27 protein-coding genes are annotated in these 25,832 nt (G+C 66.6%); 14 read left to right on the forward strand and 13 right to left on the reverse strand.

The window, feature by feature from the left end; translation table 11 throughout:
• The first annotated feature begins 36 nt into the window (after positions 1-36).
• Both CP958_RS22590 and CP958_RS27170 read left to right on the forward strand, forming a co-directional pair.
• The gene (locus CP958_RS22590) at positions 37-1,677 is read left to right on the forward strand and encodes a globin-coupled sensor protein (protein ID WP_242443076.1); all 1,641 of its coding nucleotides are present in this window, start codon (positions 37-39) and stop codon (positions 1,675-1,677) included.
• Positions 1,678-1,689: 12 nt separating this feature from the next.
• Entirely contained in the window at positions 1,690-2,184 is a 495-nt protein-coding gene (locus CP958_RS27170; protein ID WP_242443077.1) for a hypothetical protein, read from the forward strand.
• A 427-nt stretch (positions 2,185-2,611) separates the two neighbouring features.
• Here CP958_RS27170 and CP958_RS22595 read toward each other — a convergent pair whose 3' ends face one another.
• Entirely contained in the window at positions 2,612-3,631 is a 1,020-nt protein-coding gene (locus tag CP958_RS22595) for an IS110 family transposase (protein WP_096702752.1), read from the reverse strand.
• 277 nt (positions 3,632-3,908) lie between these two features.
• Here CP958_RS22595 and rpmI point away from each other — a divergent pair, with 277 nt between their 5' ends.
• From rpmI to CP958_RS22625, 6 genes are all read left to right on the forward strand, one after another.
• Positions 3,909-4,112 (forward strand): 50S ribosomal protein L35, encoded by a 204-nt coding sequence (rpmI, locus tag CP958_RS22600; protein WP_008616783.1) that lies wholly within the window; start codon positions 3,909-3,911, stop codon positions 4,110-4,112.
• Between the two features lie 3 nt (positions 4,113-4,115).
• The gene (rplT, locus tag CP958_RS22605; RefSeq protein ID WP_009869562.1) at positions 4,116-4,472 is read left to right on the forward strand and encodes a 50S ribosomal protein L20; all 357 of its coding nucleotides are present in this window, start codon (positions 4,116-4,118) and stop codon (positions 4,470-4,472) included.
• Between the two features lie 83 nt (positions 4,473-4,555).
• A complete protein-coding gene (pheS, locus tag CP958_RS22610; RefSeq protein WP_096704455.1) occupies positions 4,556-5,632 on the forward strand; it encodes a phenylalanine--tRNA ligase subunit alpha in 1,077 nt (358 codons plus the stop codon).
• Positions 5,629-8,073 carry a phenylalanine--tRNA ligase subunit beta gene (gene pheT, locus CP958_RS22615; RefSeq protein ID WP_096704456.1) on the forward strand — a complete coding sequence of 815 codons (2,445 nt, stop codon included), beginning with the start codon at positions 5,629-5,631 and terminating at the stop codon, positions 8,071-8,073. Before pheS ends, pheT begins: the two co-directional genes overlap by 4 nt.
• A 9-nt stretch (positions 8,074-8,082) precedes the next feature.
• Positions 8,083-8,691, forward strand: a complete 609-nt coding sequence (locus tag CP958_RS22620) for a histidine phosphatase family protein (RefSeq protein WP_096704457.1) — start codon at positions 8,083-8,085, stop codon at positions 8,689-8,691.
• Positions 8,692-8,791: 100 nt separating this feature from the next.
• A complete protein-coding gene (locus tag CP958_RS22625) occupies positions 8,792-9,187 on the forward strand; it encodes a MarR family transcriptional regulator (protein WP_242443079.1) in 396 nt (131 codons plus the stop codon).
• Between the two features lie 59 nt (positions 9,188-9,246).
• Here the strand turns inward: CP958_RS22625 and CP958_RS22630 are convergent, their stop codons facing one another.
• A complete protein-coding gene (locus CP958_RS22630) occupies positions 9,247-10,113 on the reverse strand; it encodes a dienelactone hydrolase family protein (protein ID WP_096704459.1) in 867 nt (288 codons plus the stop codon).
• A 111-nt stretch (positions 10,114-10,224) separates the two neighbouring features.
• Between CP958_RS22630 and CP958_RS22635 the strand changes: the two genes are divergently transcribed.
• The 5 genes from CP958_RS22635 (at position 10,225) to CP958_RS22655 (ending at position 13,806) form a co-directional block, all read left to right on the forward strand.
• Positions 10,225-10,521, forward strand: coding sequence for a YggT family protein (locus tag CP958_RS22635; RefSeq protein ID WP_096704460.1), 297 nt, complete (start codon positions 10,225-10,227; stop codon positions 10,519-10,521).
• Positions 10,518-10,844: a DUF167 family protein gene (locus CP958_RS22640; protein ID WP_096704461.1), complete on the forward strand. Its 327-nt coding sequence runs from the start codon at positions 10,518-10,520 to the stop codon at positions 10,842-10,844. The genes CP958_RS22635 and CP958_RS22640 overlap by 4 nt, the downstream gene beginning before the upstream one ends.
• Positions 10,837-11,724: a bifunctional methylenetetrahydrofolate dehydrogenase/methenyltetrahydrofolate cyclohydrolase FolD gene (folD, locus tag CP958_RS22645; protein WP_096704462.1), complete on the forward strand. Its 888-nt coding sequence runs from the start codon at positions 10,837-10,839 to the stop codon at positions 11,722-11,724. Before CP958_RS22640 ends, folD begins: the two co-directional genes overlap by 8 nt.
• 4 nt (positions 11,725-11,728) lie before the next feature.
• Positions 11,729-12,400, forward strand: coding sequence for an NnrU family protein (locus tag CP958_RS22650; protein ID WP_242443080.1), 672 nt, complete (start codon positions 11,729-11,731; stop codon positions 12,398-12,400).
• Positions 12,401-12,462: 62 nt separating this feature from the next.
• Entirely contained in the window at positions 12,463-13,806 is a 1,344-nt protein-coding gene (locus CP958_RS22655) for a TldD/PmbA family protein (protein ID WP_096704464.1), read from the forward strand.
• A gap of 146 nt (positions 13,807-13,952) precedes the next feature.
• On the opposite strand, the gene panC is transcribed toward CP958_RS22655, so the two are convergent.
• From panC to ccoN, 11 genes are all read right to left on the reverse strand, one after another.
• The gene (panC, locus tag CP958_RS22660) at positions 13,953-14,807 is read right to left on the reverse strand and encodes a pantoate--beta-alanine ligase (RefSeq protein WP_096704465.1); all 855 of its coding nucleotides are present in this window, start codon (positions 14,805-14,807) and stop codon (positions 13,953-13,955) included.
• Positions 14,804-15,628, reverse strand: a complete 825-nt coding sequence (gene panB, locus CP958_RS22665; protein WP_096704466.1) for a 3-methyl-2-oxobutanoate hydroxymethyltransferase — start codon at positions 15,626-15,628, stop codon at positions 14,804-14,806. The genes panC and panB overlap by 4 nt, the downstream gene beginning before the upstream one ends.
• Before the next feature lie 47 nt (positions 15,629-15,675).
• Entirely contained in the window at positions 15,676-16,434 is a 759-nt protein-coding gene (locus CP958_RS22670) for a helix-turn-helix domain-containing protein (protein WP_242443082.1), read from the reverse strand.
• A gap of 5 nt (positions 16,435-16,439) precedes the next feature.
• Positions 16,440-16,601 (reverse strand): cbb3-type cytochrome oxidase assembly protein CcoS, encoded by a 162-nt coding sequence (ccoS, locus tag CP958_RS22675; RefSeq protein ID WP_009870367.1) that lies wholly within the window; start codon positions 16,599-16,601, stop codon positions 16,440-16,442.
• Positions 16,601-18,946 carry a heavy metal translocating P-type ATPase metal-binding domain-containing protein gene (locus CP958_RS22680; RefSeq protein ID WP_096704467.1) on the reverse strand — a complete coding sequence of 782 codons (2,346 nt, stop codon included), beginning with the start codon at positions 18,944-18,946 and terminating at the stop codon, positions 16,601-16,603. Before CP958_RS22680 ends, ccoS begins: the two co-directional genes overlap by 1 nt.
• On the reverse strand, positions 18,943-19,431 hold the full coding sequence (locus CP958_RS22685) for a FixH family protein (protein WP_096704468.1): 489 nt from the start codon (positions 19,429-19,431) through the stop codon (positions 18,943-18,945). Before CP958_RS22685 ends, CP958_RS22680 begins: the two co-directional genes overlap by 4 nt.
• A 1-nt stretch (position 19,432) precedes the next feature.
• Positions 19,433-20,890 (reverse strand): cytochrome c oxidase accessory protein CcoG, encoded by a 1,458-nt coding sequence (gene ccoG, locus CP958_RS22690; RefSeq protein WP_096704469.1) that lies wholly within the window; start codon positions 20,888-20,890, stop codon positions 19,433-19,435.
• Between the two features lie 231 nt (positions 20,891-21,121).
• The gene (gene ccoP, locus CP958_RS22695) at positions 21,122-21,982 is read right to left on the reverse strand and encodes a cytochrome-c oxidase, cbb3-type subunit III (protein WP_096704470.1); all 861 of its coding nucleotides are present in this window, start codon (positions 21,980-21,982) and stop codon (positions 21,122-21,124) included.
• Positions 21,983-21,984: 2 nt separating this feature from the next.
• Positions 21,985-22,146, reverse strand: coding sequence for a cbb3-type cytochrome c oxidase subunit 3 (locus tag CP958_RS22700; protein ID WP_096704471.1), 162 nt, complete (start codon positions 22,144-22,146; stop codon positions 21,985-21,987).
• Positions 22,147-22,159: 13 nt separating this feature from the next.
• A complete protein-coding gene (ccoO, locus tag CP958_RS22705; protein ID WP_096704472.1) occupies positions 22,160-22,882 on the reverse strand; it encodes a cytochrome-c oxidase, cbb3-type subunit II in 723 nt (240 codons plus the stop codon).
• Positions 22,883-22,895: 13 nt separating this feature from the next.
• Positions 22,896-24,347, reverse strand: a complete 1,452-nt coding sequence (gene ccoN / locus CP958_RS22710) for a cytochrome-c oxidase, cbb3-type subunit I (protein WP_096704473.1) — start codon at positions 24,345-24,347, stop codon at positions 22,896-22,898.
• A 226-nt stretch (positions 24,348-24,573) separates the two neighbouring features.
• Between ccoN and CP958_RS22715 the strand changes: the two genes are divergently transcribed.
• Positions 24,574-25,779, forward strand: a complete 1,206-nt coding sequence (locus tag CP958_RS22715; RefSeq protein ID WP_096705003.1) for a class I SAM-dependent rRNA methyltransferase — start codon at positions 24,574-24,576, stop codon at positions 25,777-25,779.
• Positions 25,780-25,832: the final 53 nt, after the last annotated feature.

Genomic DNA, 25,832 nt, shown 5'->3' on the forward strand with positions numbered 1-25,832 from the left:
AGGACGGCATGAGGGATGGATTCCAAGGAGGGGCGCATGGCCGGTGACGTCGCGGCCGAGTCCAAGAACAGGGACCGGCTCAAATTTCTCCGCCTGGATGACAATGCGGTTTCGGCCATGAAGGCGGCCGGTCCCCTGGTCGACGGTGCGCTTCCCGCCATTGCCGATTCCTTCTACGCCCACCTGATGGCCTGGCCGAACCTGCAATCGCTGCTGGGCGGCGGGGCGAAGGTCGGTCACCTGAAGCAGACCCAGCAGGCCCATTGGAGCAGCCTGTTCTCGGGGCGCTTCGACGACGATTATTTCAAGCGCGCGGTCGCCATCGGCGCCACTCACGAGCGTATCGGCCTGGACGTCAACTGGTACCTGGGCGGCTATTGCTTTGTGCTGGAAAAGCTGATCACCGAACTGCACGCCAAATGCGACAAGGCGCGTTTTCCCGGTATCGCCGGTGCCGTGCTGCGGGCCGCCTTCCTGGACATGGATCTGGCCATCTCGACCTATATCGAGCACGGCGAGGCGGGCAAGATGAAGCGCGAGATGCTTGCCTTGTCGGACACCGTCGACCGCGAGGTGGCGCTGACCGTCGGCGACATCGAAAAGCAGGTGAAGCGGCTGATCGAAGGCGCCCGGGAACTGACCGGGGTCGCCACCGCCTCGGAGGCCATGGCCGAGGCGGTGGCCGGCGCGGTSTCSATCTTCTGCTGGGCGGCGTCGGTCAGGCGCGAGGCCACCGAGGCGCTGGAGGAGACCTCGCGGCAGATTTCCGCCAAGGTCCACGGCACCTCGCGCCTGACCGACGCCGCCCAGCAGAAGATGGAGACCGCCGCCGCCACCGTCGACGGCCTGAAGGAGGCGACGGGCCGTATCCGCGACGTGGTGCGTCTCATTCAGTCCATCGCCGGCCAGACACGCATGCTGGCGCTCAACGCCACCATCGAGGCGGCCAGGGCCGGCGAGATGGGCAAGGGCTTCGCCGTGGTGGCCGACGAGGTCAAGCGCCTCGCCAAACTGACCGAGGACGGCATCCGGGGCGTCAACGCCCAAGCCCAGGCCATCGGCCAGGCCACCGACGAGACGGTGGCCATGGTCGAGGAGGTGACGCTGTCCATTCAGGACATCAACACCATCGCCCAGGAAGTGAATCACGCCAGCGAGATGCAGCTGTCGGCCACCGCCGACATCAAGGGCAATGCCGGGCAGGCCGCCGACCATACCGGTACCGTGCACGGCCATGCCCAGTCGGTGCTGAGTCAGGCCGAGCGCACCGGCATCACCGCCCAGCGGGTCAACGAACTGTCCATGGTGGTCAACCGCGACGTCAGCGATCTGCAGCGTCGCTTAGGCATCATCCTGCGCTCATCGGCGGCGGGCGACCGCCGCGCCGTGCCGCGCGTTGCCCTGGGACTGGCTTTCTCGGGGCGGATCGGCGCCAAGGAGATCAAGGGCCATACCGGCGATCTGGCCAGCAAGGGCGTGGTGCTGGCCGGGCTCAACGACCCGTCGCTGGTGGGCCAGAGCGGCAGCCTGGACCTGGAGGGGATCGGCCAATTGCCCTGCGAGGCGGTGGGGGCCAGCGTTCTCGGCCTGCACGTGCGGTTTCTCGAGGTGCCGCCGAGGGCCTTGACGGCCATTGCCGCCGCCCAGGACAAGGCCCGTACCGAGGAGCGCTTCTAGCATGCCGATCTGGTGCAGGGCGTGGCCGGCGGCGTCACCAGGGCTTTCGAGCAGGCGCTGAAGGCCGGGGAAATCACCGAGGCCGACCTGTTCGACACCCATTACGAGCCGATCCCCGGCACCGATCCCCAGCAATTCATGGCCCGGCACGCGGGCTTGACCGACCGGGTGGTGCACCAGTTCACCGAGACGGTCCTCGACAAGGACCCGCGCATCATCATCTGCTGCGTCGCCGACCGCAACGGCTACATCGCCACTCACAACAAGAGGTATTCCCAGCCGCAGAAATTGGGCGAAACGGTGTGGAACGCCGCCAATTCCCGCAACCGCCGCATCTTCGACGACCGCGCCGGGCTGGTGGCGGCGCGCAATGTCCAGCCGTACTTCGTCCAGACCTATCCCCGCGACATGGGCGGCGGCAATTTCGTGGTGCTGAAGGAGTTCGACAGCCCAATCACCATCAAGGACAAGCATTGGGGCGCGGTGCGGCTGGCCATCAAGCCGTAGTATCGTGAGGGCGGCCGGAACGGAACCATAAGACACGGACGGCACGGATGCGGAGCTTTGCTCCGCTCGCGGATGGACACGGATATGTATCCTTCCCGATTGTCGCCCTGGGGCGAGTCCGGGACGAGGATGGGGCAATTTCATAATCCGTGGCCGCGAAGCGGCATCCGCGTCCATGTGTGGACGGCCCCTGCGTTGCAAGGAAAATTAGGCGCAGTGTCCGCCGGTCTGGGGCAGTCATGTGTCCGGCCTGTTTGCGCGGCACACCTTGCCGCTGGCCATGATGTGATCCGCGAACCGCTCCCAAATCATCCGTACGGCCTCGACCGGCCGGGACACGAACAGGGTTTTTCGGCTCGTGGGTCTGACCGGTCGCCATCACGCTTTCATCGCCCTCGCAATCGAAGTGCCGTGGTTGGACTTTGGTTCAGGCGGCCAATCCGGCTTGCCTGTGATATGTGCCGCCATGGGCGAGAATAGCCCAGGCGATCCGGGCCAGCTTGTTGGCGATGGCGACGGTAGCCTTGCGTGCCGGCATGCGTTCCAGCAGCGCCTTGATCCACGGGCTTTCGGTTCGGTGGCGCAACATGCCGGTGGCACAGACGACGAGCAAGGAGCGGAGATAGCGGTCGCCGGCCTTGGTGATGGGGCCAAGGGCGGTCTTGCCTCCGGTCGAGTGCTGCGACGGCACCAGGCCGAGCCAGGCGGCGAAGTCGCGGCCGGTCTTGAAGCGATGAGGGTCGCCCATGGTGGCGGCGATGGCGCTGGCGGTGACCGGACCGATGGACGGGATGCTCGTCAGACGTCGACAGGCCTCGTCGGCGCGCTGAGCCGCCAGGACTTCGTGCTCGAGCGCATCGATCTTGGCCTCGGCATCGCGCAACTGTGCCGCCAGCATGCCCAGCGCCTCGCGCGCCAATTGCGGCAAAGCCAGATCGCCGGCATCCACGGCAAGAGCGATCAGGCCGTCGAGCGCTTTGTCGCCGCACGGCGCGACGATGCCGAACTCGGCCAGATGCGCCCGCACCGCATTGGCGAGCATGGTGCGCTGGCCCACCAGCATCTTGCGGGCACGATGAAGCATCAGCACCGCCTGCTGCTCGGGCGTCTTGACCGGCACCCGGGGGACAGAGCGCCGCGCCATCGCTTCGCAAATGGCAGCGGCGTCATTGGCGTCGTTCTTGCGGCCGCGCTTGACGTACGGCTTCACATAGGCCGGCGGGACCAGTACCACCTCGTGGCCCAGCGCCCCGATCTCCCGCGCCCAGTAATGGGCCGAGGCGCACGCCTCCATCCCCACCAGGCACGGCGACAGCTTGGTGAAAAAGCCGAGAACCTGGCCGCGCTTCAACTGACGGCACAAAATCGCTTCTTCATCCGCATTCACCCCGTGCAGCGCAAACGCGCCCTTCGACAGGTCGATCGCAATCCTGATAATCTCGCTCATGGGCGGCCCCCTCTTTGTGGCGTCTCAGAAACGACCACGTTAGGGCACTTCGATGCCGGTGAGCAGGGGCCGTCCACACCATCATCCGTGAGCCGGCGGAATGCCGGCTATCCGGCAAGTCCGTGTCTATTTCACCGGCCAAAATTGGAAGTGATTCCATCCCCTTGCATTCATGGATCGCCCAAGCTATAAGCGTCCCCTTCCTGAGCGGACAAGGCTGTTAGGGCTGCCTTGCCGTTCCTCGTCGCTGAACCATTCAGACTAAGGATAAGCGCAAATGCCCAAGATGAAGACCAAGAGCTCCGCCAAGAAGCGGTTCAAGCTCACCGGCACCGGCAAGGTGAAGGGCAACGTGGCGTTCAAGCGTCACTGCCTGTCGGCGAAGTCGCAGAAGATGAAGCGCCAGGCGCGCGGCACCTTCCTGCTGTTCAAGACGGACAGCGACAACGTCAAGAAGTACTTCCTGCCGAACGGAGGCTGATAAATGGCTCGCGTCAAGCGGGGCGTCACCACGCACGCCCGTCACAAGAAGATTCTCAAGCTCGCCAAGGGTTATCGCGGCCGGTCCAGCACCTGCTTCCGCGTTGCGATCCAGAAGGTCGAGAAGGCCCTGCGGTATGCCTATCGCGACCGCCGCGCCAAGAAGCGCAATTTCCGCGCCCTGTGGATTCAGCGCATCAACGCCGGCTCGCGCGCCTACGGCCTGCCGTACTCGCGTTTCATGGACGGCTTGAAGAAGGCCGGCATCGCGCTCGACCGCAAGGTGCTGTCCGATATCGCCATCCGCGAGCCCGATGCGTTTAAGTCGCTGGTGGAAAAGGCTCAGGCCGCCCTCCAGTAGGACTTCCTTTCGGGAAGCAATGTGTTGGAGAGGGGCCGGCCCAATCGGGGCGGCCCCTTTTCCTGTCTTGGGGAACGAGAGACATGCACGACCTCGATCAACTCCGCGCGCAGGCGCTGGCCGACGTGGCCGCCGCCGCCACACTGGATCAGCTGGAAGCCGTCCGCGTCGCCGCGCTCGGCAAGAAGGGCACCGTCACCGGCCTGATGAAGACCCTGGGCGGCATGGGGCCCGACGAGCGCAAGGCCGCCGGCGCGGCGCTCAACGCGGCGCGTGACCAGATCGAGGGCGCGCTGTCGGCGGCCAAGGCGACGCTGGAGGCCAAGGCCCTGGACGAGCGCCTGGCCCGCGAGCGCATCGACGTGACGCTGCCGTCCCGGCCCGAGGCCATGGGGCGCATCCACCCCATTTCCCAGGTCATGGACGAGATGAGCGCCATCTTCGCCCAGATGGGCTTCGACGTGGCGGAAGGCCCCGACATCGAGGACGACTTCCACAATTTCAACGCGCTGAACATCCCGCCTGAGCATCCGGCGCGCCAGATGCACGATACCTTCTATTTCGGCGAGAAGCCGGATGGCGGCCGCCATCTGCTGCGTACCCATACCAGCCCGGTGCAGATCCGCACCATGCTGGCCAACAAGCCGCCGATCCGCATCATCGCCCCGGGCCGCACCTATCGCTGCGATTCGGACATGACCCATACCCCCATGTTCCATCAGATCGAGGGTCTGGTCATCGACGAGGTCACCCATATGGGCCACCTCAAGGGCTGCCTGCTGGAATTCGTCCGCGCCTTCTTCGAGGTGGACGATGTGCCGGTGCGCTTTAGGCCCAGCTTCTTCCCCTTCACCGAGCCCTCGGCCGAGGTCGATATCGGCTGTTCGCGCGAAGGCGGCGAACTGAAGATCGGACCCGGAGCCGGCTGGCTGGAAATCGGCGGTTCGGGCATGGTCCATCCCAATGTGCTCAGGAACTGCGGCATCGACCCCGACCGCTACCAGGGCTTCGCCTTCGGCATGGGCGTCGAGCGCATGGCCATGCTGAAATACGGCATCCCCGATCTGCGCACCTTCTTCGATTCCGATCTGCGCTGGCTGAAGCATTACGGCTTCGTGCCGCTCGACGTTCCCACGCTCGCGGGAGGGCTGACCCGATGAAGTTCACGCTGGACTGGCTCAAGACTCATCTCGACACCGAGGCGAGCCTCGCCGAAATCGAAGTGGGCCTCACCGCCATCGGCCTCGAGGTCGAGGGTATCGACGACCCCGCCAAGCACCTGGGCGGCTTCGTGGTCGGCCATATCCTGGAGGCCGAGAAGCATCCCGACGCCGACAAGCTGAAGCTGTGCAAGGTGGATTCGGGCAACGGCGTGCTGCAGGTGGTCTGCGGCGCCCCCAACGCGCGCGCCGGCCTCAAGGTCATCCTGGCCCAGCCGGGCACCTATATCCCCATCACCGGCGACGTGCTGAAGAAGGGCAAGGTCAGGGGCGTGGAAAGCCAGGGCATGATGTGCTCGTGGCGTGAGCTGAAGCTGGGCGAGGACCACGAGGGCATCGCCGAACTGGACGTGACCGTCGCGGTGGGCGCCAGCCTGCTCGATATCATGAGCTTCGATCCCATGATCGAGATCTCGGTCACCCCCAACCGGGTCGACTGCCTGGGCGTGCGCGGCATCGCCCGCGATCTGGCCGCCTTCGGCCTGGGCAATCTGAAGCCGCTCAAGGTCGAGCCGGTGCCCGGTTCGTTCAAGAGCCCCATCGGCGTGCGTCTGGATTTCGCCCCCGAGGACGCCAATGCCTGCCCGCTGTTCGCCGGCCGCCTGATCCGGGGTGTGAAGAACGGCGACAGCCCGCAGTGGCTGAAGGACCGCCTGACCGCCATTGGGCTCCGCCCCATCTCGGCCCTGGTGGACATCACCAATTTCTTCGCCTACGACCTGTGCCGTCCGCTGCACGTCTTCGACGCCGCCAAGGTCAAGGGCGACATCCGCGCCCGCCTGGCCAAGGATGGCGAGACCCTGGCCGGTCTCAACGGCAAGACCTATACCCTGGACGCCGGCATGACGGTCATCGCCGACGAGAACGGCCCCGAGGCCCTGGCCGGCATCCTGGGGGCTGAGCATTCGGGCTGCACCGAGGCCACCACCCAGGTGTTCCTGGAAGCCGCCTATTTCGATCCCATCCGCACCGCCGCGACGGGCCGCAAGCTGGACATCCTGTCCGATGCCCGCTTCCGCTTCGAGCGCGGCGTCGATCCGGCCTTCGTGGTTCCGTCCATGGAGCTGGCGACACGGATGATCCTCGATCTGTGCGGCGGCGAGGCCTCGGAAGCGGTGATCGCCGGGACCGAGCCCGACTGGCAGAAATCCATCGTGCTGCGCCCCAACCGCGTCGCCGAGCTGGGCGGCGTCGAGGTGTCGATCCAGCGCATGGAGACCATCCTCAACGATCTGGGCTGCGCCGTGGCCGAGCACGACGCCCTCGCCGGCGATGTCGGCGAAAACGGTTCGCGAGCGTGGCCCGCTGGGGGGCTGCTGGTCAATCCGCCGTCGTGGCGCGGCGACATCACCGCCGAGCACGATCTGGTGGAAGAGGTCATCCGCATCAACGGCTACGACAACATCCCGGCCGTTCCCATGCCGCGTCCTTCCAGCCCTAAGCCGGTGCTGACCGCCGGCCAGCGCCGCGCCGGCTGGGTGCGCCGCCAGTTGGCGACCCGCGGACTGGTGGAGACGGTGACCTGGTCGTTCCTGCCCGAAGCCCATGCCGTGATGTTCGGCGGCGGGGCGCCCGAGATGCATCTGGCCAATCCCATCTCGTCGGACCTCGACGTCATGCGTCCCTCGGTGCTGCCCAATCTGGTCAGTGCCGCCGGCCGTAACGCCGACCGCGGCATGAAGGATCTGGGCCTGTTCGAGCTGGGGCCGCAATTCGACGGACCCGAGCCGGGGCAGCAGCGTCTGGTGGCCGCCGGCATCCGGGCCGGCCGGGCGCGCGGCCGCCATTGGGCCGATCCGGCCCGCAATGTGGATGCCTTCGACGCCAAGGCCGATTGCCTGTCCGCCGTGGCCGCCGCCGGAGCCAATCCCGACAGCCTGCAGGTGGTCGCCGAGGCCCCCGCCTGGTACCACCCCGGCCGCTCCGGCACGCTGAAGCTGGGCAACAAGCCGGTGGGCTTCTTCGGCGAGATTCATCCGGGCATCCTGTCCAAGCTGGACGTCAAGGGTCCGGTGGTCGGCTTCGAACTGTTCCTCGAAGCCCTGCCGGCGCAAAAGGCCAAGGCCACCAGGGCCAAGCCGCTGCTCAAGGCCTCGGCCCTGCAGCCGCTCGACCGCGACTTCGCCTTCACGCTGGATTCGGGCGTGGCGGCGGATGCGGTGGTCCGCGCCGCCAAGACCGCCGACCGGGCCCTGATCTCCGACGTGGCGGTGTTCGACCTCTATGAGGGCGACAAGATGGCGGCGGGCAAGAAGTCCCTGGCCATCACCGTGACGCTGCAGCCCACCGACAAGACCCTGACCGACGAGGAAATCGAGGCGGTGGGCGCGAAGATCGTCGCGGCGGTGGCCAAGGCCACCGGCGGCGAGCTTCGCGGCTGATCCCAGGCGGTGCCGACCATCATCCTGGTCCGCCACGGCGAGACCCGATGGAACCGCGAAGGCCGCGTCCAGGGCCACGGCGATTCGCCGTTGACGCCCAAGGGCGCGGCCCAGGCGCGGGCCTATGGGCTGCGGCTGCGGCAGATGCTGGGCGCCGGAATCCTGGGCGATCGGCGGGAATGGCGGGTGGTGTCCAGTCCGCTGGGCCGCTGCGCCCAGACCACCGGCATCCTGTGCGAGGTGGCCGAACTGGATTTCCACTCCATCACTTTCGATGATCGCCTGCGCGAGGTCCATACCGGCGAGTGGTCCGGCCTGCCCAAGGCGGAACTGGCCGCCCGTCATCCCGGCATTCTGGAGAGCGACGGACTGGATCACTGGGTGTTCCGCTGTCCCGGCGGAGAAAGCCATCAGGCGGTGACCAGCCGCCTTGCCGAGTGGCTGGCGGGTCTGGCGCCCGGTGACAAGGTGGTCGCGGTCAGCCACGGCATCGCCGGCCGGGTGCTGCGCGGCCTCTATCTGGGTAGCGATCCCGACCAGGCCATGCGGGGCGATTCACCCCAGGACGCATTGTTCTTTATGGCAAGAGGGTGCATCGAACGAATTAGCGTTCAATAAACTCTCGCTCCGTTGCGCCGCACAAAACCCCGTGCCATGATGAATTATGATGGACGGTAACGTTAGGTTTCGTTTTTCGGCTCGGACCACCGCCGAGGTCATGGCGCAGATTCTGCGTCTGGCCAACGGGGCGGCGTTTGCCGGCGGACTGAACCCGGCGCAATGGAGCGCGCTGCGCTATCTCGCCGACGCGGTGCCCGAGGCCCGCACCGTCACCGCCTTCGCCCACTACCATGCCACCACCAGCGGCACCGCCAGCCAGACGGTGGCCGCCCTGGTGCGCAAAGGTCTGGTGGACCGCCTGCCCGAATTGGGCGACCGTCGCCGCAACCGTCTGGAACTGACCTCGGCGGGCCACGAATTGCTGCAGGACGATCCCCTGGGCAGCATCGCCGCCGCCATCGCCGCTCAATTGCCCGAGGTGCAGGAAGCCCTGGCCCATGGGCTGGAGGTGACGCTGCGCACCCTGGTCCGGCCGGAAGACGGTCAAGACTGAGGATCGGGGCACCCCGGCGTCACGGCCGGGGCACCCCTGATTTCCATTCCGGAAAAACGTCATCCCACTCCGTTGGCCTTGAACCAGGCCAAGGCCTTGGTCCAGCCGTCCTTGGCCGGCGCCTCGCGGTAGGAGGGGCGGTAATCGGCGTGGAAGGCGTGGGGGGCGTCGGGATAGACCACCAGTTCCACCTTGACCCGCGCCACCTTGACCGCCGCCCGCATCTTCTCGACGGTATCGACCGGAATACCCTGGTCGGCGCCGCCGTAAAGGCCCAGCACCGGCGCGTACAAATCGCCTGCGATGTCCAAGGGCTGCTTCGGCGTCTCCGGAGTCGGGCTGCCCACCAGCTTGCCGTACCAGGCGACCGCCGCCTTCAGCTTGGGATTATGGGCGGCGTAAAGCCACACTGCGCGGCCGCCCCAGCAAAAGCCGGTGACGCCCAGCCGGTTGGAATCGCCGCCATTGGCCGCCGCCCACGCCGCCGCCGCGTCCAGATCGGACAGTACCTGGGTATCGGGCACGCGGGCGACGATGGTCGACAGGATGGTGGGAATATCGGTCAGCACGGCGGGATCGCCTTGGCGGAAATACAGTTCCGGCGCGACCGCCAGATAGCCCAGCTTGGCGAAGCGGCGGCAGACGTCGCGGATATGCTCGTGGACGCCGAAGATCTCCTGGATCACCAGGATGATGGGAAACGGCCCCTTGCCCTCGGGACCGGCGGCATAGGCCGGCATGGAATGGCCGCCCGGGGTGGGGATCATCACCGCTCCGGCCGACAGGCCCGTGGCGTCGGTGGAGATGGCGCCGGCCGAGGCGGGGCTGACCGCCAGGGCGTAGCCGGTGGCCAGTACGGCGGCCGACACGAAACCGCGCCGGGTCATGTCGGTCTTGGGCATCAGACTCTTGACGTCGTCGTTCATTACCACCCTCCCTAAATTCGAGTGCTTCCAAAGATGGCATCGGCGGCCTTGCGCGGCAAGGCCGCCGAGGATAGGTTTGGCGCGATTCGAACCGCCCTCGGGGTGCCACCGATGCATGTGATCCTGAATACGCTGATCGAAGTCATTCTGATCGCCCTGAACCTGTACTGGTACGTCATCCTGGCGTCGGTGATCGTCAGTTGGCTGGTGGCCTTCGGTGTGATCAACACCTACAACTCGGCGGTGCGGACCATCGTCGACGTGATCTACCGCCTGACCGAGCCGGCGCTGCGCCCCCTGCGGCGCGTCCTGCCCGATTTCGGCAATGTGGACCTGTCGCCCATCGCGCTCTGGCTGATCTTGTATTTCATCATCCGGGTGCTGGAGCAGGTGCGGTTCAGCCTTTGAGCGCCTCGCCCTTCACCCCCTGCGCGGGCGGCCTGAAGGTGGCGATCCGCCTGACCCCCAAGGCATCGCGCGACCGGATCAACGGCGCGGCGGCCGAGGCGGACGGCGGCGTGGTATTGAAGGCCCAGGTCACCACGGTGCCCGAGGACGGCAAGGCCAACGCGGCGCTTCTGAAGCTTCTGTCCAAGGCTTGGAGGATTCCCAAGTCGGACATGGACATCGTCCTGGGCGCCACCGACCGGCGCAAGGTGGTTTTGATTTCCGGCGATTCCGAGGATCTGCGGCATCGCCTCGACGAGTGGATGGCAAGCAATCATGACTGACGCGAAGCTGATCGACGGCAACCTGTTTTCCGGCAAACTGCGCGAGACCATCGCCGCCCGCGTGGCCGAGATGAAGGCCGCCCACCGGATCACCCCCGGACTGGCGGTGGTGTTGGTGGGTGAGGACCCGGCCAGCCAGGTCTATGTGCGCACCAAGGGCAAGCGCACCGTCGAGACCGGCATGCGCTCGTTCGAGCACAAGCTGCCCGCCGACACTCCCGAAGACGCCCTGCTGCTGCTGATCGAGAGCCTGAACAAGGACCCCGAGGTCCATGGCATCCTGGTGCAGTTGCCTGTCCCCAAGCACATCGACACCCAGAAGGTGATCGAGGCCATCGACCCGGCCAAGGACGTGGACGGCTTCCATCCCGTCAATGTGGGCCGTCTGGCGGCGGGCATGGACGCCATGGTGCCCTGCACGCCGCTGGGCTCCCTGCTGCTCTTGAAGGACACCCTGGGCAAGCTGGGGGGGCTGGACGCCGTGGTGATCGGCCGTTCCAACATCGTCGGCAAGCCCATGGCCCAACTGCTGATCAAGGAAAGCTGCACGGTCACCGTCGCCCATTCCCAGACCAAGGACCTGCCCGGCGTGGTGCGCCGTGCCGACATCGTCATCGCCGCCGTCGGCCGGCCGGAGATGGTCAAGGGCGACTGGATCAAGCCGGGCGCCACGGTGATCGACGTGGGCATCAACCGCATCGAACTGCCCGACGGCACCAAGAAGCTGGTGGGTGACGTGGATTTCGCCTCGGCGGTCAAGGTGGCGGGCGCCATCACCCCGGTGCCGGGCGGCGTCGGCCCCATGACCATCGCCTGCCTGCTCCGGAATACCCTGGTGGCATGTGCCCGTCTGCACAACCTGCCCGAGGTGGAGTTCTAGCACCGTGAGCCTGACGGGCGGCGTCGGCCATCTGGTCCTGTCGGTGGCGGTCTTCTTGGGGGCGCATTCGCTCTCCAACTGGAAGCCGGTGCGCGGGCCGATCGAGGCGAGGTATGGCCGCACCGCCTTTTATGCCGGCTATTCGGTGGTCTCCACCGCTTTGCTGGTCTGGGTGATCGCCGCCGCCCTGGCCTCCCCCACCGTGGTGGTGTGGGAGCAGCAGGCGTGGATGCGCTGGGTGCCGCCCCTGGTCATGCCCGTCGCCTGCCTGTTCTGGGTGCTGGGCCTGACCCAGAAGAATCCCTTCTCCATCGGTCCCGGCGGCACCGGCTACGACCCGGCACGGCCGGGCATCGTGCGGCTGACCCGGCATCCCATCATCTGGGGTCTGGGTCTGTGGAGTGCCGCCCACATCGTCCCCAACGGCCATCTGGCCGGGTTGCTGCTGTTCGTGCCGCTGTTCCTGCTCTGCCTGGTGGGGCCGCGCATCCTCGACGCCAAGCGCCGCAGGTCCCTGGGCGAGGAGCGCTGGCGGGAAATGGCCGGGCAGGCGGCGTTCGACATCCGCGCCCTGCTGGCCGAACTGGGCTGGGTGCGTCTTTTCGGCGGTCTGGTCCTCTACCCCGTGCTGCTTTGGCTGCACCCCATGGTGATCGGACTCAGTCCACTGCCCTGATCCCCCCTTTACGGCGGCCGAGAATCGGGGCAGCCTGAATGCCCCCTTTTGGAGCCGCCGCCATGCCCGGGATTTCGCCCCTCGATCTGTTGAGTGATCTGGTCGCCGACGCCCGCAAGGCCGGAGCCGAGGCCGCCGACGCGGTGCTGATCGATTCCGCCTCCCTGTCGGTGGGCATGCGCCTCGGCGCGCTCGAGCGCCTGGAACGGGCGGAATCCGGCGATGTGGGCCTGCGGGTGCTGATCGGCAAGCGTCAGGCCTTCGTGTCATCCTCCGACCGTTCCAAGGCGGCGCTGGCCGAACTGGTCGAGCGCGCCGTCGCCATGGCGCGGGCCATCCCCGAGGACCCCTATTGCGGTCTGGCCGATCCCGCCGATCTGGCCCGCGACTTTCCCGATCTCGACGTCTGCGATCCCCAGGAGCCGTCGGCCGAGCGCCTGATCGACATGGTGCGCAGTGCCGAAGATGCCGCCCGCTCCGTCACCGGCGTCACCAATTCCGAGGGTGCCGAGGCGGGCTGGGGCCGCTCTGGCGTCGCCATCGTCGCGTCCAACGGCTTCTCCCATGCCTATTCGGTGACCTCGTCGTCGCTGTCGGTCTCGGTGCTGGCCGGCACCAACGAGCAGGGCATGGAGCGCGACTACGATTATTCCTCGGCGGTGTTCCTGGCCGATCTGCGCGAGCCCGAGGAAATCGGCTTTGAAGCCGGCCGCCGTGCCGTCCGCCGCCTGGGCGCCCGCAAGGTGGCCACCAAGCAGGTGCCGGTGATCTATGACCCGCGCGTGGCGCGCGGCCTGCTGTCCAGCCTGGCCGGGGCCATCAACGGCGCCGGGGTGGCGCGCGGCACCAGCTTCCTCAAGGACAAGCTGGGCAAGGCGATCTTCGGCCGCGGCGTGCGGGTGATGGATGATCCCCACCGCCGGCGCGGCCTGCGCTCGCGGCCCTGTGACGGCGAAGGGATCGCCACCCGGACGCGGGCCATCGTCGAGGATGGCGTGCTGACCACCTGGCTGCTGGATCTGCGTTCCGCCCGGCAATTGGGCCTTTCATCCACCGGCCATGCCAGCCGGGGCACCTCGTCGCCGCCCTCGCCCTCGGCCAGCAACTTCTATCTGGAGGCCGGGCACGTCACGCCGTCCGAGATGATCCACGACATCTCCGAGGGCTTCTACATCACCGATCTGTCGGGCCAGGGGGTCAACGGCGTCACCGGCGACTATTCGCGCGGCGCCTCGGGCTTCTGGATCAAGGGCGGAGAACTGGCTTTTCCCGTCAACGAGGTGACGGTGGCCGGCAATCTCAGGGATATCTTCCTTAATCTCACCCCGGCCAGCGACCTGACGCTCCGCCACGGCATCGACGCGCCCACCTGCCGCATCGACGGGTTGATGGTGGCGGGACGGTAGGAGGACAGTTTTTCAGCCTTCCATGAACACGGATACCGCTACGCGGCCACGGATCGACACGGATAAAAGGATTTCCCCTTCATCCGCGAGCGGTGCACAGCACCGCATCCGTGTTCTCCGTGTCTTATGACACTGCCTCGGGGGGGTTAAGGCTCCACCCCGATATTGTCGATCAGCCGGGTCTTGCCCAAGCGGGCGGCGGCCAGGATGCGCAGGGGCCGGTCCAGGGTTTCGGCCGGGGCCAGCGAGGCGGCGTCGCGCACCTCGATGTAATCCACCGAATCAAAGCCGGCCTTGAGCAGCCCGGAGGCGGCCATGGGGCACAGATCGGCGGCCTTGGCGCCGGCCCGCAGACCGTCGGCGATGCCGCTCAGCCCCCGGACCAGCCAGGGCGCGATGGCCCGCTGCTCCGGTGTCATGTAGGCGTTGCGCGACGACATGGCCAGGCCGTCCTCCTCGCGCATGGTGGCGACGCCCTCGATACGTACCGGAATGTCGAGGTCACGGGCGAAGCGGCGGATCACCGCCAGTTGCTGGTAGTCCTTCTCGCCGAACAGCGCCACGTCGGGCAGGCATTGCAGCAACAGCTTGGTCACCACCGTGGCGACACCGGCGAAATGGCCGGGCCGCACCGCGCCGCACAGCCCCTCGGAGACTCCGCCCACCGAGACGGCGGTGGCGAAGCCTTGCGGGTACATCTCGTCGACGGTGGGGGCGAACAGCAGGTGGCAGCCGGCACCGGTCAGGGCGGCGGCGTCCTGCTCCTCCTGGCGGGGGTAGCGGGCGAAATCCTCGTTGGGGCCGAACTGGGTGGGATTGACGAACACCGAGGCGACGACGCGGTCGACCAATTCCAGACCGCGCTTGACCAGCGACAGATGGCCGGCATGCAGCGCCCCCATGGTGGGGACCAGGGCGACGGTCAGGCCTTCCTTGCGCCAGGCGGACACCTGGGCGCGCAGCTCGGCGACGCCGCGGACGACGGGCAGCGGCGCACTCATTTCTTCGGCATTCCGAAGCAATGCTCGGGAGCGGGGAAGGTGCGGGCCTTGACCTCGGCGGCATAGCGCTCGGCCGCTTCGGTGATCAGGGGGCGCAGATCGGCATAGCGCTTGACGAATTTGGGCGTGAAATCGTCGAACAGCCCCACCACGTCGTCGATGACCAGCACCTGGCCGTCGCAGGCCGGCGAGGCGCCGATACCGATGGTGGGAATGCTGATCTCGGCCGACAGGGCGCGGGCCACCGGCTCGACGGTGCCTTCGACCACCACCGAAAAGGCGCCGGCCTCGGTGATGGCGCGGGCATCGGCGCGGATGGCCTCGGCCTCGGCCTCGAGGCGGCCCTGGGCACGGAAGCCGCCGGCGGCGTGCACCGCCTGGGGCTTCAGGCCGATATGAGCCATCACCGGAATGCCGCGGTCCACCAGAAAGCGGATGGTCTCGGCCAGTTCGCGGCCGCCTTCCAGCTTGACGGCGGCGCAGCCGGTCTCGGCCATCACCCGGGCGCAGTTGCGGAACGCCTGCTCCTTGCTTTCCTGGTACGAGCCGAACGGCATGTCCACCACCACGCAGGCCTTGGAGGACGAGCGCACCACGGCGGCGCCGTGGTTGATCATCATGTCCAGCGTGACGCCCAGCGTGGTCTCCATGCCGTAGACCACCATGCCCAGCGAATCGCCGACCAGCAGGATATCGCAGACCGGATCGAGCAGCCGGGCGATGGGGGCGGTATAGGCGGTCAGCACCACCAGCGGCTCGGCCCCCTTGCGGGCGCGGATGTCGCGCGTGGTGATGCGTTTGATCCTGACTTCGGTGCTCACCGGAGGGCCTCTTTCGCTTAAGGAGACTGTGAAGGACAGATGGGTGTTCAGGCGCCTTCGGCCAGCTCTCTGAGTGCGTCCCAGTCATTGACGATGCAATGGCCGGACGCCGGCAACCCGATGATGCCGTCGCGTTTGAGCTGGGTGAAGGTGCGGCTGACCGTCTCGATGGTCAGGCCGAGATAATCGGCGATGTCGGCGCGGCTCATGGGCAGCGCCACCGGGCTGGCGGAACCGCCCGTCTGGAGCGAGCGCTGCGACAGGCGCAGCAGGAAGGTGGCCACCTTCTCGCGCGCCGTCTTGCGCCCCAGCAGCAGCATCTGGTCCTGGGCCGACACCAGATCCTTGACCGCCATGGTGAACATGCGGCGCTCCAGGCGGGGAATTTCGGAGACCAGGGAATCCAGCTTGCGGTGGGTGAAGCGGCACAGATGGGTCGGCGTGATGGTCTCGGCGGTGTAGCAATAGCCGCCGTCGATGCCCAGCCCGAACATATCGCCCGAGAACAGGAAGCCGATGATCTGGCGCCGCCCGTCGGGCATCAGCTTGTAAAGCTTCACCGCGCCGTTGGAGATGGAATAGACGTGATCCACCTCGTCGCCTTCGCGGAACACCGTGAAGTTGGCCGGCAGCGCCGCGTGGCAGCGCACGGTGGCCAGACGCTTGACCTCGTCCTGCGACAGATCGGCGCAGAAGGCGATCTCGCGCACGATGTCGCAGTTGCGGCACTGGGGCGAGCGCAGATCGGCAACGTGCGGCGTCTTGTGAGCGTCGTAGTCGAGGGGCGGCATGTGCAGGCTACCCATCCCCCTCAAGCCCCGGTCTTGGGCTGTTCGTCGTCATCGAAGAGAATGCGATGCGCTGCTCCGTCGAGGTCATCGAACTGACCCGACTTCAACGCCCACAGGAACCCGAGCAACCCCACGAAGCCCAAACCGAGGGCCACCGGGATCAGCATCAACAGATTGTCCACTAACCTCTCCGGCGCGATAGACGCAGAGCGTTCCCAATTACTACCAGTGACGAGGTGGACATGGCAATCGCGGCGATGAGGGGGGTCACCATTCCGGCAACGGCCAGGGGCACCGTGAAGAGGTTGTAGCCCAGCGCCAGGACGAAATTCTGCTTCACCAGCACGCGGGACAGCCGCGCCACCGACAGGGTTTCGATGACCGGAGTAAGGCGGGCACCCTGGAACACCACGTCGGCGGCGGTCTGGCTGACATCCACCGCCGAAGACGGCGACATGGAGACATGGGCGGCGGCCAGCGCCGGGGCGTCGTTGAGGCCGTCGCCGATCATCAGCACCTTGCGGCCCTCGGCGGCCAGTTCGGCCAGCCGGGCGCATTTGTCGGCCGGCGTGCAGCCGGCCCGCCATTGGACCAGCCCCAGGGCCTCGGCCACCTTGGCGGCGGCGGCGGGGCGGTCGCCCGACAGCAGCTCGATATCCATGCCCATGCCGCGCAATTCGGCCACCACCTGGACGGCGTCGGCGCGCAGCGCGTCCGAGAAGGAAAAACGCACCGGGGCATGGTCGGGACGGGCCAGCCACAGTTCGGGACCGTCGCCGGCCGAATCGTCGGGAACGCTCACGAAGCGCCGGCTGCCCAGGCGGATGCCCCGGTCGGGAATTTCCAGGCCCATGCCGGGCACCTCGACCACGCCCTCGGCCACCGGGGCGGCGGGGCAGGCGGCGGTGATGGCGCGGGCCAGGGGATGGCGCGACGAAGGCGTCAGGCCGGCGGCGACCATCAGGTCGTCGCGGCTCCAGGCGCCGTCCTCGGTCAGGACGGGCTTGCCGAGCGTCAGGGTGCCGGTCTTGTCGAACACCACCGTGTCGGCATCGGCGAAGCGCTCCAGCGCGGTGGCGGACTTGACCAGCACGCCCTGGCGCATCAGCCGGCCCGAGGCGATGACCTGCACCACCGGCACGGCCAGGGCCAGGGCGCAGGGGCAGGTGATGATCAGCACCGCCACGGCGTAGAGCAGGGCCTCCTGCCACGGCGTGGCGGTGAAGACGGTCCAGCCGGTGAAGGTCAGCAGGGCGGCCACGTGCACGACGGGCGCGTACCAGCGCGACACGCGGTCGGCCAGGGCGACGTAGCGGGCGCGGCCCTGCTCGGCCACCTCCATCATGCGGACGATCTCGGCCAGCAGGGTGCGCTCGCCCACCGCCGCCACTTCCAGGCGCAGGGGGGCGGACAGGTTGATGGTGCCGGCGAACACCTGGCCGCCCACCGCGACCGGGACGGGCAGGCTCTCGCCGGTCAGCAGGCTGGTGTCCACGTCCGAGCGGCCGTCGACGACGCGGCCGTCGACGCCGATGCGCTCGCCCGCCGCCACCAGCACCCTGGAGCCCGGCGCCACCTTGTGGGGCGGCAGCATACGCTGGCTGCCGTCGGCTTCCAGCACGGTGACCGCCACGGCGTCCAGGGCCAGCAGGTGCTCCACCGTGGTGCGCGCCCGGCCCCGCGCCCGCGAATCCAGGTAGCGGCCGATCAGCAGGAAGAACAGCAGGGTGATGGCCGAATCGAAATAGGCGTATTCACCGCTGTGGATGGTCTCCCACAGGCTCATCAGGCTGGCCAGCGTCACGCCGATGGTGATGGGCACGTCCATGTTGGTGCGCCCGGCGCGAAGCGCCGCCACGGCCGAGCGGGCGAAGGGCCGCACGCACCACGCCACGGCGGGCAGGACGATCAGGGCGGAAATCCAGTGCATGAGGTCGCGGGTCGCCGGCCCCATATAGGAGAAATGGCCGGCCCACACCGACACCGACAACAGCATGACGTTGCTGGCGGCGAAGCCGGCGATGGCCATGGCGCGCAGCAGTTCCTTTTCCTGGCGCTGGGTCTCGGCGCCCAGGCGTTCGGGATCGTAGGGCACCAGGCGGTAGCCCACGGCGATGACCGGGGCGAGCAGGGCGCCCGGCTCGGTCTCTTGGGGATTCCAGCGCACCACCAGACGCCGCGTGGTCATGTTGACCCGCGCCCAGGTGACGCCCTTCTGCTTGTTCAGCAGGGATTCGATCAGCCAGATGCAGGCGCCGCAATGCAGCCCCTCGATCATCAGGTGCAGGCTGGCCTCGCCCTTGTCGTCGGTGATCACATGGGCGGAAAAGTCGTGATAGCGGTCGGCGTCGTCGTCGGGGCGCAGCGGCCGCGCCGCCGGATCGGTGGTCCGGCGGGCGTAGTACTGTTCGAGACCCAGCCCCTCGACCAGATGGAAGGCCCCCTCGCAGCCGCGGCAGCAGAACGATCCGGCCAGATCGGCCGGCATCGGTCCCCCGCAATGGCGGCAGAGCGCAGCTTCGGTCACGGCACCACGATGCGGCGGAGAACCGAATAGGGCTGGTCCTTGGCCGAGGCCAGCACCGTCATGTCCCATACGCCGGCCAGCGGCAGTTCCTGCATGGTGGCGTAGGCGCCGGGGCCGACGGAGGCGAGAGCGACCTCGCGGTCATGGCCCTTGGCGGTGGGGCGGACGAAAAGAGCCTTCACCTGCATGCCGTCCACCGGCTTGCCGGCGGCATCCTTGTAGGTGATGGTGACATGGGCGCCGTGATTGGCGGCGGGCTCGACCTGCAGGTCCACCGACCAGTTCAGCGCTTCCTGCTGGCGTGCCGCCTCCAGGGTCTGGTTGAAGGCCAGACCCTTCTCGTAGGGGCGCTCGGTGGAGATGCCCGAGAAGGTGGAATTGGCGAAATACGCCATGGTCAGATTCACCGCCAGCACCACCATGAAGCCGCCGACGAAGATGTAGGGATACCACCAGCCGGGTTTGCGCTGTTGGGTCATGTCCATATTACCTCTCCGGTGCGGCGAACAGGGATTCGAGACGGTTGCTTCCGCCCTTGGCCGTCTCGCGCAGGGTAAAATACAGCGGCGTGCGCTTGCCCTGCAACTTGTCGGCGGGAGCGGTGACGAAGATGTTGTAGGTACCCACCGCGTCGGGCTCGACCCGCAGCATGGCCTTGGCGCCGGTGGCCTGGCCGCCGACCACGTTGAGGCCGGCGCCGTCGATGCCCGACACCGTCAGCTCGAACTCGCGGTCCTCGCGCACCATGTTGAGAATCTTGACGGTATAGCCGTTGCGGATGGAGCCGTCGGACAACTGGACGAACAGCGGCGAGCGCTCGTGCTGCACGGCGATGTCGAAGCTCTTGCGCGACGACAGGCCGAAGATCATCAGGGCGCTCACCGCGGTGATGATCGCCACGTAGACGATGGTACGGGCGCGGATCAGGCGGATCTTGGTCTTCTCGCCCCGTTCGCGGGCGGCGAGGTTGGCCGAGGAATCCCAGGTGATCAGGCCGCGCGGCAACTGGTACTTGTCCATCATGGTGTTGCAGGCGTCGATGCACAGCGCGCAGCCGATGCAGCCCATCTGCATGCCGTCGCGGATGTCGATGCCGGTGGGACACGAGGTGACGCACATCTTGCAGTCGATGCAGTGGCCGCGATTCTCGAAGGTCTCGCTCTTGCGGATGGGCTTCCTGGGTTCGCCGCGCCATTCCTCGTAGGTGATGATCAGCGAGTGCTCGTCGAACATGGCCGACTGGAAGCGCGAATAGGGGCACATGTACAGGCAGACCTGCTCGCGGGCATAGCCGGCCAGCAGGAAGCAGCAGCCGCCCACCACGGCGATGGTGCCGTAGACGGCGGTATCCTCGCGGCCGGTGAAGATGTCCCGCAGCATGGTCGGCGCGTCGCCGAAATACAGCGTGAAGCCGATGCCGCACGAGGCGGCGATGACCAGCCAGACGGCGTTGACGATGGCCTTCTTGACCAGCTTGTCGCCGTTCCACTTGGCACGGTCGAGCGCCATGCGCTTGGAGCGGTCGCCCACCACCAGCCGTTCCACGAACATGAACAGGTCGGTGTAGACGGTCTGGAAGCAGAAGAAGCCGCACCAGATGCGGCCGGCCAGCGAGCTCATGAAGAACAGGGCGATGGCCGCCAGGAACAGCAGGCCGGTGATGTAGTAGACCTCCTGCGGCCAGATCTCCAGGAAGAAGAAATAGCCGCGCCGCCCGGTCATGTCGGCCAGGATGGCCTGGCTGGGGGCGTCGGGGCCGCGATCCCAGCGCAGGAAGGGAGCGATGTGGTAGATCGCCAGCAAGACGATCATGGCCGCCCACTTCCAATTGCGGAAGGTACCCTTCACCGTGCGCGGGTGAATCATGACGGTCTCGGCATAGAGCGGACCGTCGCCGTCACCGGCGGGCTTCTTCAGGGTCGGATCGATCTTCGGGGTGGCCATGGATGCGAACGCTCTGCTGCGGAAGGGGCCAAAAGACATGGCGGGGGGTCGTACGTCGCGACCCGTCCCCGCCATCCCGGATGTGATACCCCATAATCAAAGAATCAAGAATGCTTGTTTTGTCGCCCCCGCCCCGCACCGCCAAGGGGGTGCCGGACCGGGGCCAGATATGCCGATGGGGTGCGCTCCCGTCGCCGGGAACGCACCCCACCGGGTCCCCCCATTACACTCTTACTTGCCGCCGCCCAGGTTGTGGACGTAGACGGCCAGCATCTTGACGGTGCTCGCGTCCAGGCGCTCGGACCAGGCCGGCATGGAGCCGTGCTTGGGCTTGGTCACCTGGGCCACGATGGCGTCCTTGGTACCCTTGTACAGCCAGATCTGGTTGTTCAGGGCAGGAGCGCCGAGGTCCTTGTTGCCCGTGCCGTCTTCGGCATGGCAGGCGGCGCAGTTCTCGGCATAGACGGTCTCGCCCGCCGAACCCTTGGCCGGAGCCTTGGAGGCCAGGGAGAGGACGTAGTCGGCCACCGCGGTGATCTGCTCGGGCTTGAGCAGGCCGTCGGCACCGAACTTCGGCATCTCGCTGGCGCGCGAGTTGGCGTTGGTGTTGCGGACACCGAACTTGATGGTCTGCTCGATGTCGGCCAGCGTGCCGCCCCACAGCCATTCGTCGTCGGCCAGGCTGGGATAGCCGAAGGCGCCGACGCCGCCCACGCCGTGGCAGGCACCGCAGTTCTCGTTGAACGCGATCTTGCCGCCGGCCATGGCATAGCGCAGCAGGTCCTTGTCCTTCTCGATGGCGGCCACGTCGGACGCCTCGATCTTGGACAGCCAGGCCGAACGGGCCTTCTTCTGGGCGGCCAGCTCGTTCTCCAGCTCACCGCGGGACGAATAGCCGAACGTGCCCTTGGTGTAGCCGTTGACCAGCGGCCACGCCGGGTACGCGACCCAGTAGCCGATGGCCCACAGGACGGTGGCCCAGAAGACGTAGACCCACCACTTCGGCAGAGGAGTATTCAGCTCCTTGATGCCGTCCCACTCGTGACCGGTAGTGTTCTGACCGGACACCGAGTCCTTTTCAATGGTCGCCATTGTTAGCGCTCCTCATTGTCGTCCCTCAGCGGGATGTTTCCGTACTCTTCCAGCCGCTTCTTGTTTTTCGGCCGGTAGGCATAGAAAACGACCCCGGTGAAGATCATGATCACCCACAAGACCCAGAAGGGCCGGAGTACATTGTCGACGAATGCGACGAACAAACTCCGTACTCCTCTAGCGGCGGATTGCCTCGGGCTTCACGGTCGAGAAATCGACCATGGTTCCCAGCACCTGCAGATAGGCGACCAGGGCATCCATTTCGGTGACCTTGTCCTTGCCGGACGCCGAGCCGATATGGGCCTTGGGATAGCTGGCGGCGATGGCCGGCTTGGCGGCCGGATCACCGAACACCTGCTCTTCCAGGTCCTTGGCGGCATTGGCGATCTGCGCGTCCGTATAGGGCACGCCGACAACCCGCAGCGCCTTCATGTTCGCCGCGACGTCGGAGTAGTCCAGGGGACGCAGGAGGTGCTTGTAGCCCGGCATGATCGATCCGGGGACCACGTCACGCGGGTTGACGAGGTGGCGGACCTGCCAATCGTCGGTGTACTTGCCACCCACGCGGGCCAGGTCGGGACCAGTACGCTTCGAGCCCCACTGGAAGGGGTGATCGTACTTGGACTCGGCCGCGAGGCTGTAGTGGCCATAGCGTTCGACCTCGTCCTTGAACGGACGGATCATCTGGCTGTGGCAGTTGTAGCAGCCTTCGCGGATGTAGATGTCACGGCCCTTCTGCTCCAGCGGAGAATAGGGACGGACGCCATCCACCTTCTCGATCGTCGATTCGATCGAGAACAGCGGAACGACTTCGACCAGACCACCGACGACGATCGTGAGAAGGATGCCGACGGCCAGGAAGAAGATGTTGGTTTCGAGCTTTGCGTGATGCTTGAACATGGGTCGGGTCTCCTCAGCGCGCCGCGTTGGTGGCGGAGGCCAAAGCCTCGTCGGCGACGTCGCCCTTGATGGTCTTGATGACGTTGTAGACCATCACCAGCGAACCGCAGACGAAGAGGAAGCCGCCCAGAGCACGGATCATGTAGTACGGACGCATGGCCTCGACAGTCTCGATGAACGAGTACTGCAGGAAACCAAGGCTGTCATACGCGCGCCACATGAGGCCCTGCATGATGCCCGAAATCCACATGGCAGTGATGTAGAAGACGATACCCACGGTAGCGACCCAGAAATGGACGCCGACCAGCTTCAGCGAATACATCTCCTTGCGGCCCCACAGCTTGGGAACAAGGTAGTACAGAGCGCCGAAGGACACGAAGGCCACCCAGCCCAGCGCACCGGAGTGCACGTGGCCGATACCCCAGTCGGTGTAGTGCGACAGCGAGTTCACCGCCTTGATCGACATCATCGGACCTTCGAAGGTCGACATGCCGTAGAACGCCACCGACGAGACCAGGAAGCGCATGACCGGATCGGTCCGGAGCTTGTCCCAGGCACCCGACAGCGTCATCAGGCCGTTGATCATGCCGCCCCACGACGGCATCCACAGCATCACCGAGAAGGTCATGCCCAGGGTCTGCGCCCAATCGGGCAGGGCGGTGTAGTGCAGGTGGTGCGGACCGGCCCAGATGTACAGGAAGATCAGCGCCCAGAAGTGCACGATCGACAGACGGTAGGAGTACACCGGACGCTCGGCCCGCTTCGGCACGAAGTAGTACATGATGCCGAGGAAGCCGGCGGTCAGGAAGAAGCCCACCGCGTTGTGGCCGTACCACCACTGGGTCATGGCGTTCTGCACGCCGCCGAACACGTTGTAGCTCTTCATCCAGCTACCGCCGAAGATGGCGGCGGGAATCGCGATGTTGTTGCCCAGGTGGAGCATCGCGATGGTCAGGATCATGGCGAAGAAGAACCAGTTGGCCACATAGATGTGGGGTTCCTTGCGCTTCATGATGGTGCCGGCGAAGGCGATCAGGTAGGCCACCCAGATGACGGTGAGCCACAGATCGATCCACCATTCCGGCTCCGCGTATTCCTGGCCCTGGCTGAAGCCCAGGACATAGGACAGCGCGGCGACGACGATCAGCGCCTGGAAGTTCCAGAAGATGAAGCCGCCGAGACCCGAACCGCCGAACAGGCTGGCACGGCTGGTACGCTGCACGATGTACAGCGAAGTGGAGAAAAGAACGTTGCCGCCGAACGCGAAGATCACCGCGGAGGTGTGAACGGGACGCAGGCGCCCGAACGAAGTCCACTCGAGATCGAGGTTCAGAACGGGAAAGGCCAACTGCAGGGCGATGAAGTCGCCCGCCAGGAAGCCCACGACGCCCCAGAAAATCGCGGCGAGCGTGAACTTCTTGATCACGTCTTCGCAATAGGGCGTGGCTTCGGTGTTGATGCTCATGCCGAACTCCTGTTTCGACCGGAAAAGGGTCCACCTGAAGCATCCGGCCGGTTCCATGGCGACACCATGCCCCCGGGGCCGATGGCGGCCGGGTGGTTCTTTGCTTCAAGTGTGGGCACTATGCCGACGGACGGGGTGGCCGCCATTGATATATATCAAAGTATGACGATTTTCAGGCATCACAGGCACTTGGCGCAGATATTTAGGCAAGTGTAGAGTGCCGGCCATGACACAGATTCATGAAGACGTCCCCGCCGCCCGCCCCGTGATCCGCCTGGCCAAGGGGCGCTCCAAGCGCCTGCGGGCCGGTCACCCCTGGGTATTTTCCAACGAGATCGAGATGGGCGCCGACGCCAAGGCGCTGCCGCCGGGTTCCCTGGTCACCCTGATGGATGCCGGCGACGAGCGCCTGGGCGTCGCCACCTTCAACCCCCATTCCCTGATCGCCGCCCGCGTGCTGTCGCGCCGTGCCGCCGACACGGTGGACGCCGACTTCCTGGCCGAGCGGCTGCGCGCGGCCCTGGCCTTGCGCGACACGCTGTTTCCCACCGCCCATTACCGGCTGATCCATTCCGAGGCCGACCGGCTGCCCGGCCTGATCGTCGACCGTTATGGTGACGTGCTGGCGGTGCAGACCAATACCGCCGGCATGGAGCGCCTGCTGCCGGTTCTGCTCGAGGCCTTGAAGGTCGTTCTCGACCCGCGCGCCGTGGTGCTGGTCAACGACAGCCCGGTGCGCAAGCTGGAAGGCCTCGAGCAGCATCACGAGGTGGCCTTCGGTTCGCTGGACGGGCCGGTGGAATTGGTGGAGAACGGCTGCTGCTTCGTCGCCGACCTCACCGGCGGCCAGAAGACCGGCTGGTTCTTCGACCAGCGCGACAACCGGGCCTTCGTCGCCCGGCTGGCCAAGGGTCGCCGCGTGCTGGACGTCTATACCTATGCCGGCGGCTTCGCGGTGCAGGCGGCCATGGCCGGCGCGGTGGAAACCGTCGCCGTGGACCGCTCCGAGCATTCCCTGGCCCTGGCGGATCAGGCGGCGCGGCTGAACGGCGTCGAGGTGCGCACGGTACGGGCCGAGGCCTTCGCCGAGATGGAGCGTCTGGCCCTGGCCGGCGAGCGCTTCGGCGTGGTGGTGGCCGACCCGCCGGCCTTCGTCAAGTCGCGCAAGGACCTGGGCGCCGGGGCCAAGGGCTACCGCAAGATGGCCCGTCTGGCCGCCGCCCTGGTGGAGCCGGGCGGCTTCCTGCTGTGCGCGTCGTGCTCCCACCACATGCCGGTCGAGACCTTCGCCGAGGAAATCGGCCACGGCCTGCATCTGGCCGGCCGCTCGGGCCGCATCCTCAGGAGTGCCGGTGCCGCCCCCGATCATCCGGTCCATCCCTGGCTGCCGGAAAGCGCCTATCTCAAGGCTCAGGTTTTCCAGCTCGATTGAATTCCAGCGACCCAAAGCAAATATCCCGACAGACCCAACCTTTAGGCATGCAG

The sequence above is a fragment of the Magnetospirillum sp. 15-1 genome (assembly GCF_900184795.1).
Lineage (GTDB): Bacteria > Pseudomonadota > Alphaproteobacteria > Rhodospirillales > Magnetospirillaceae > Phaeospirillum.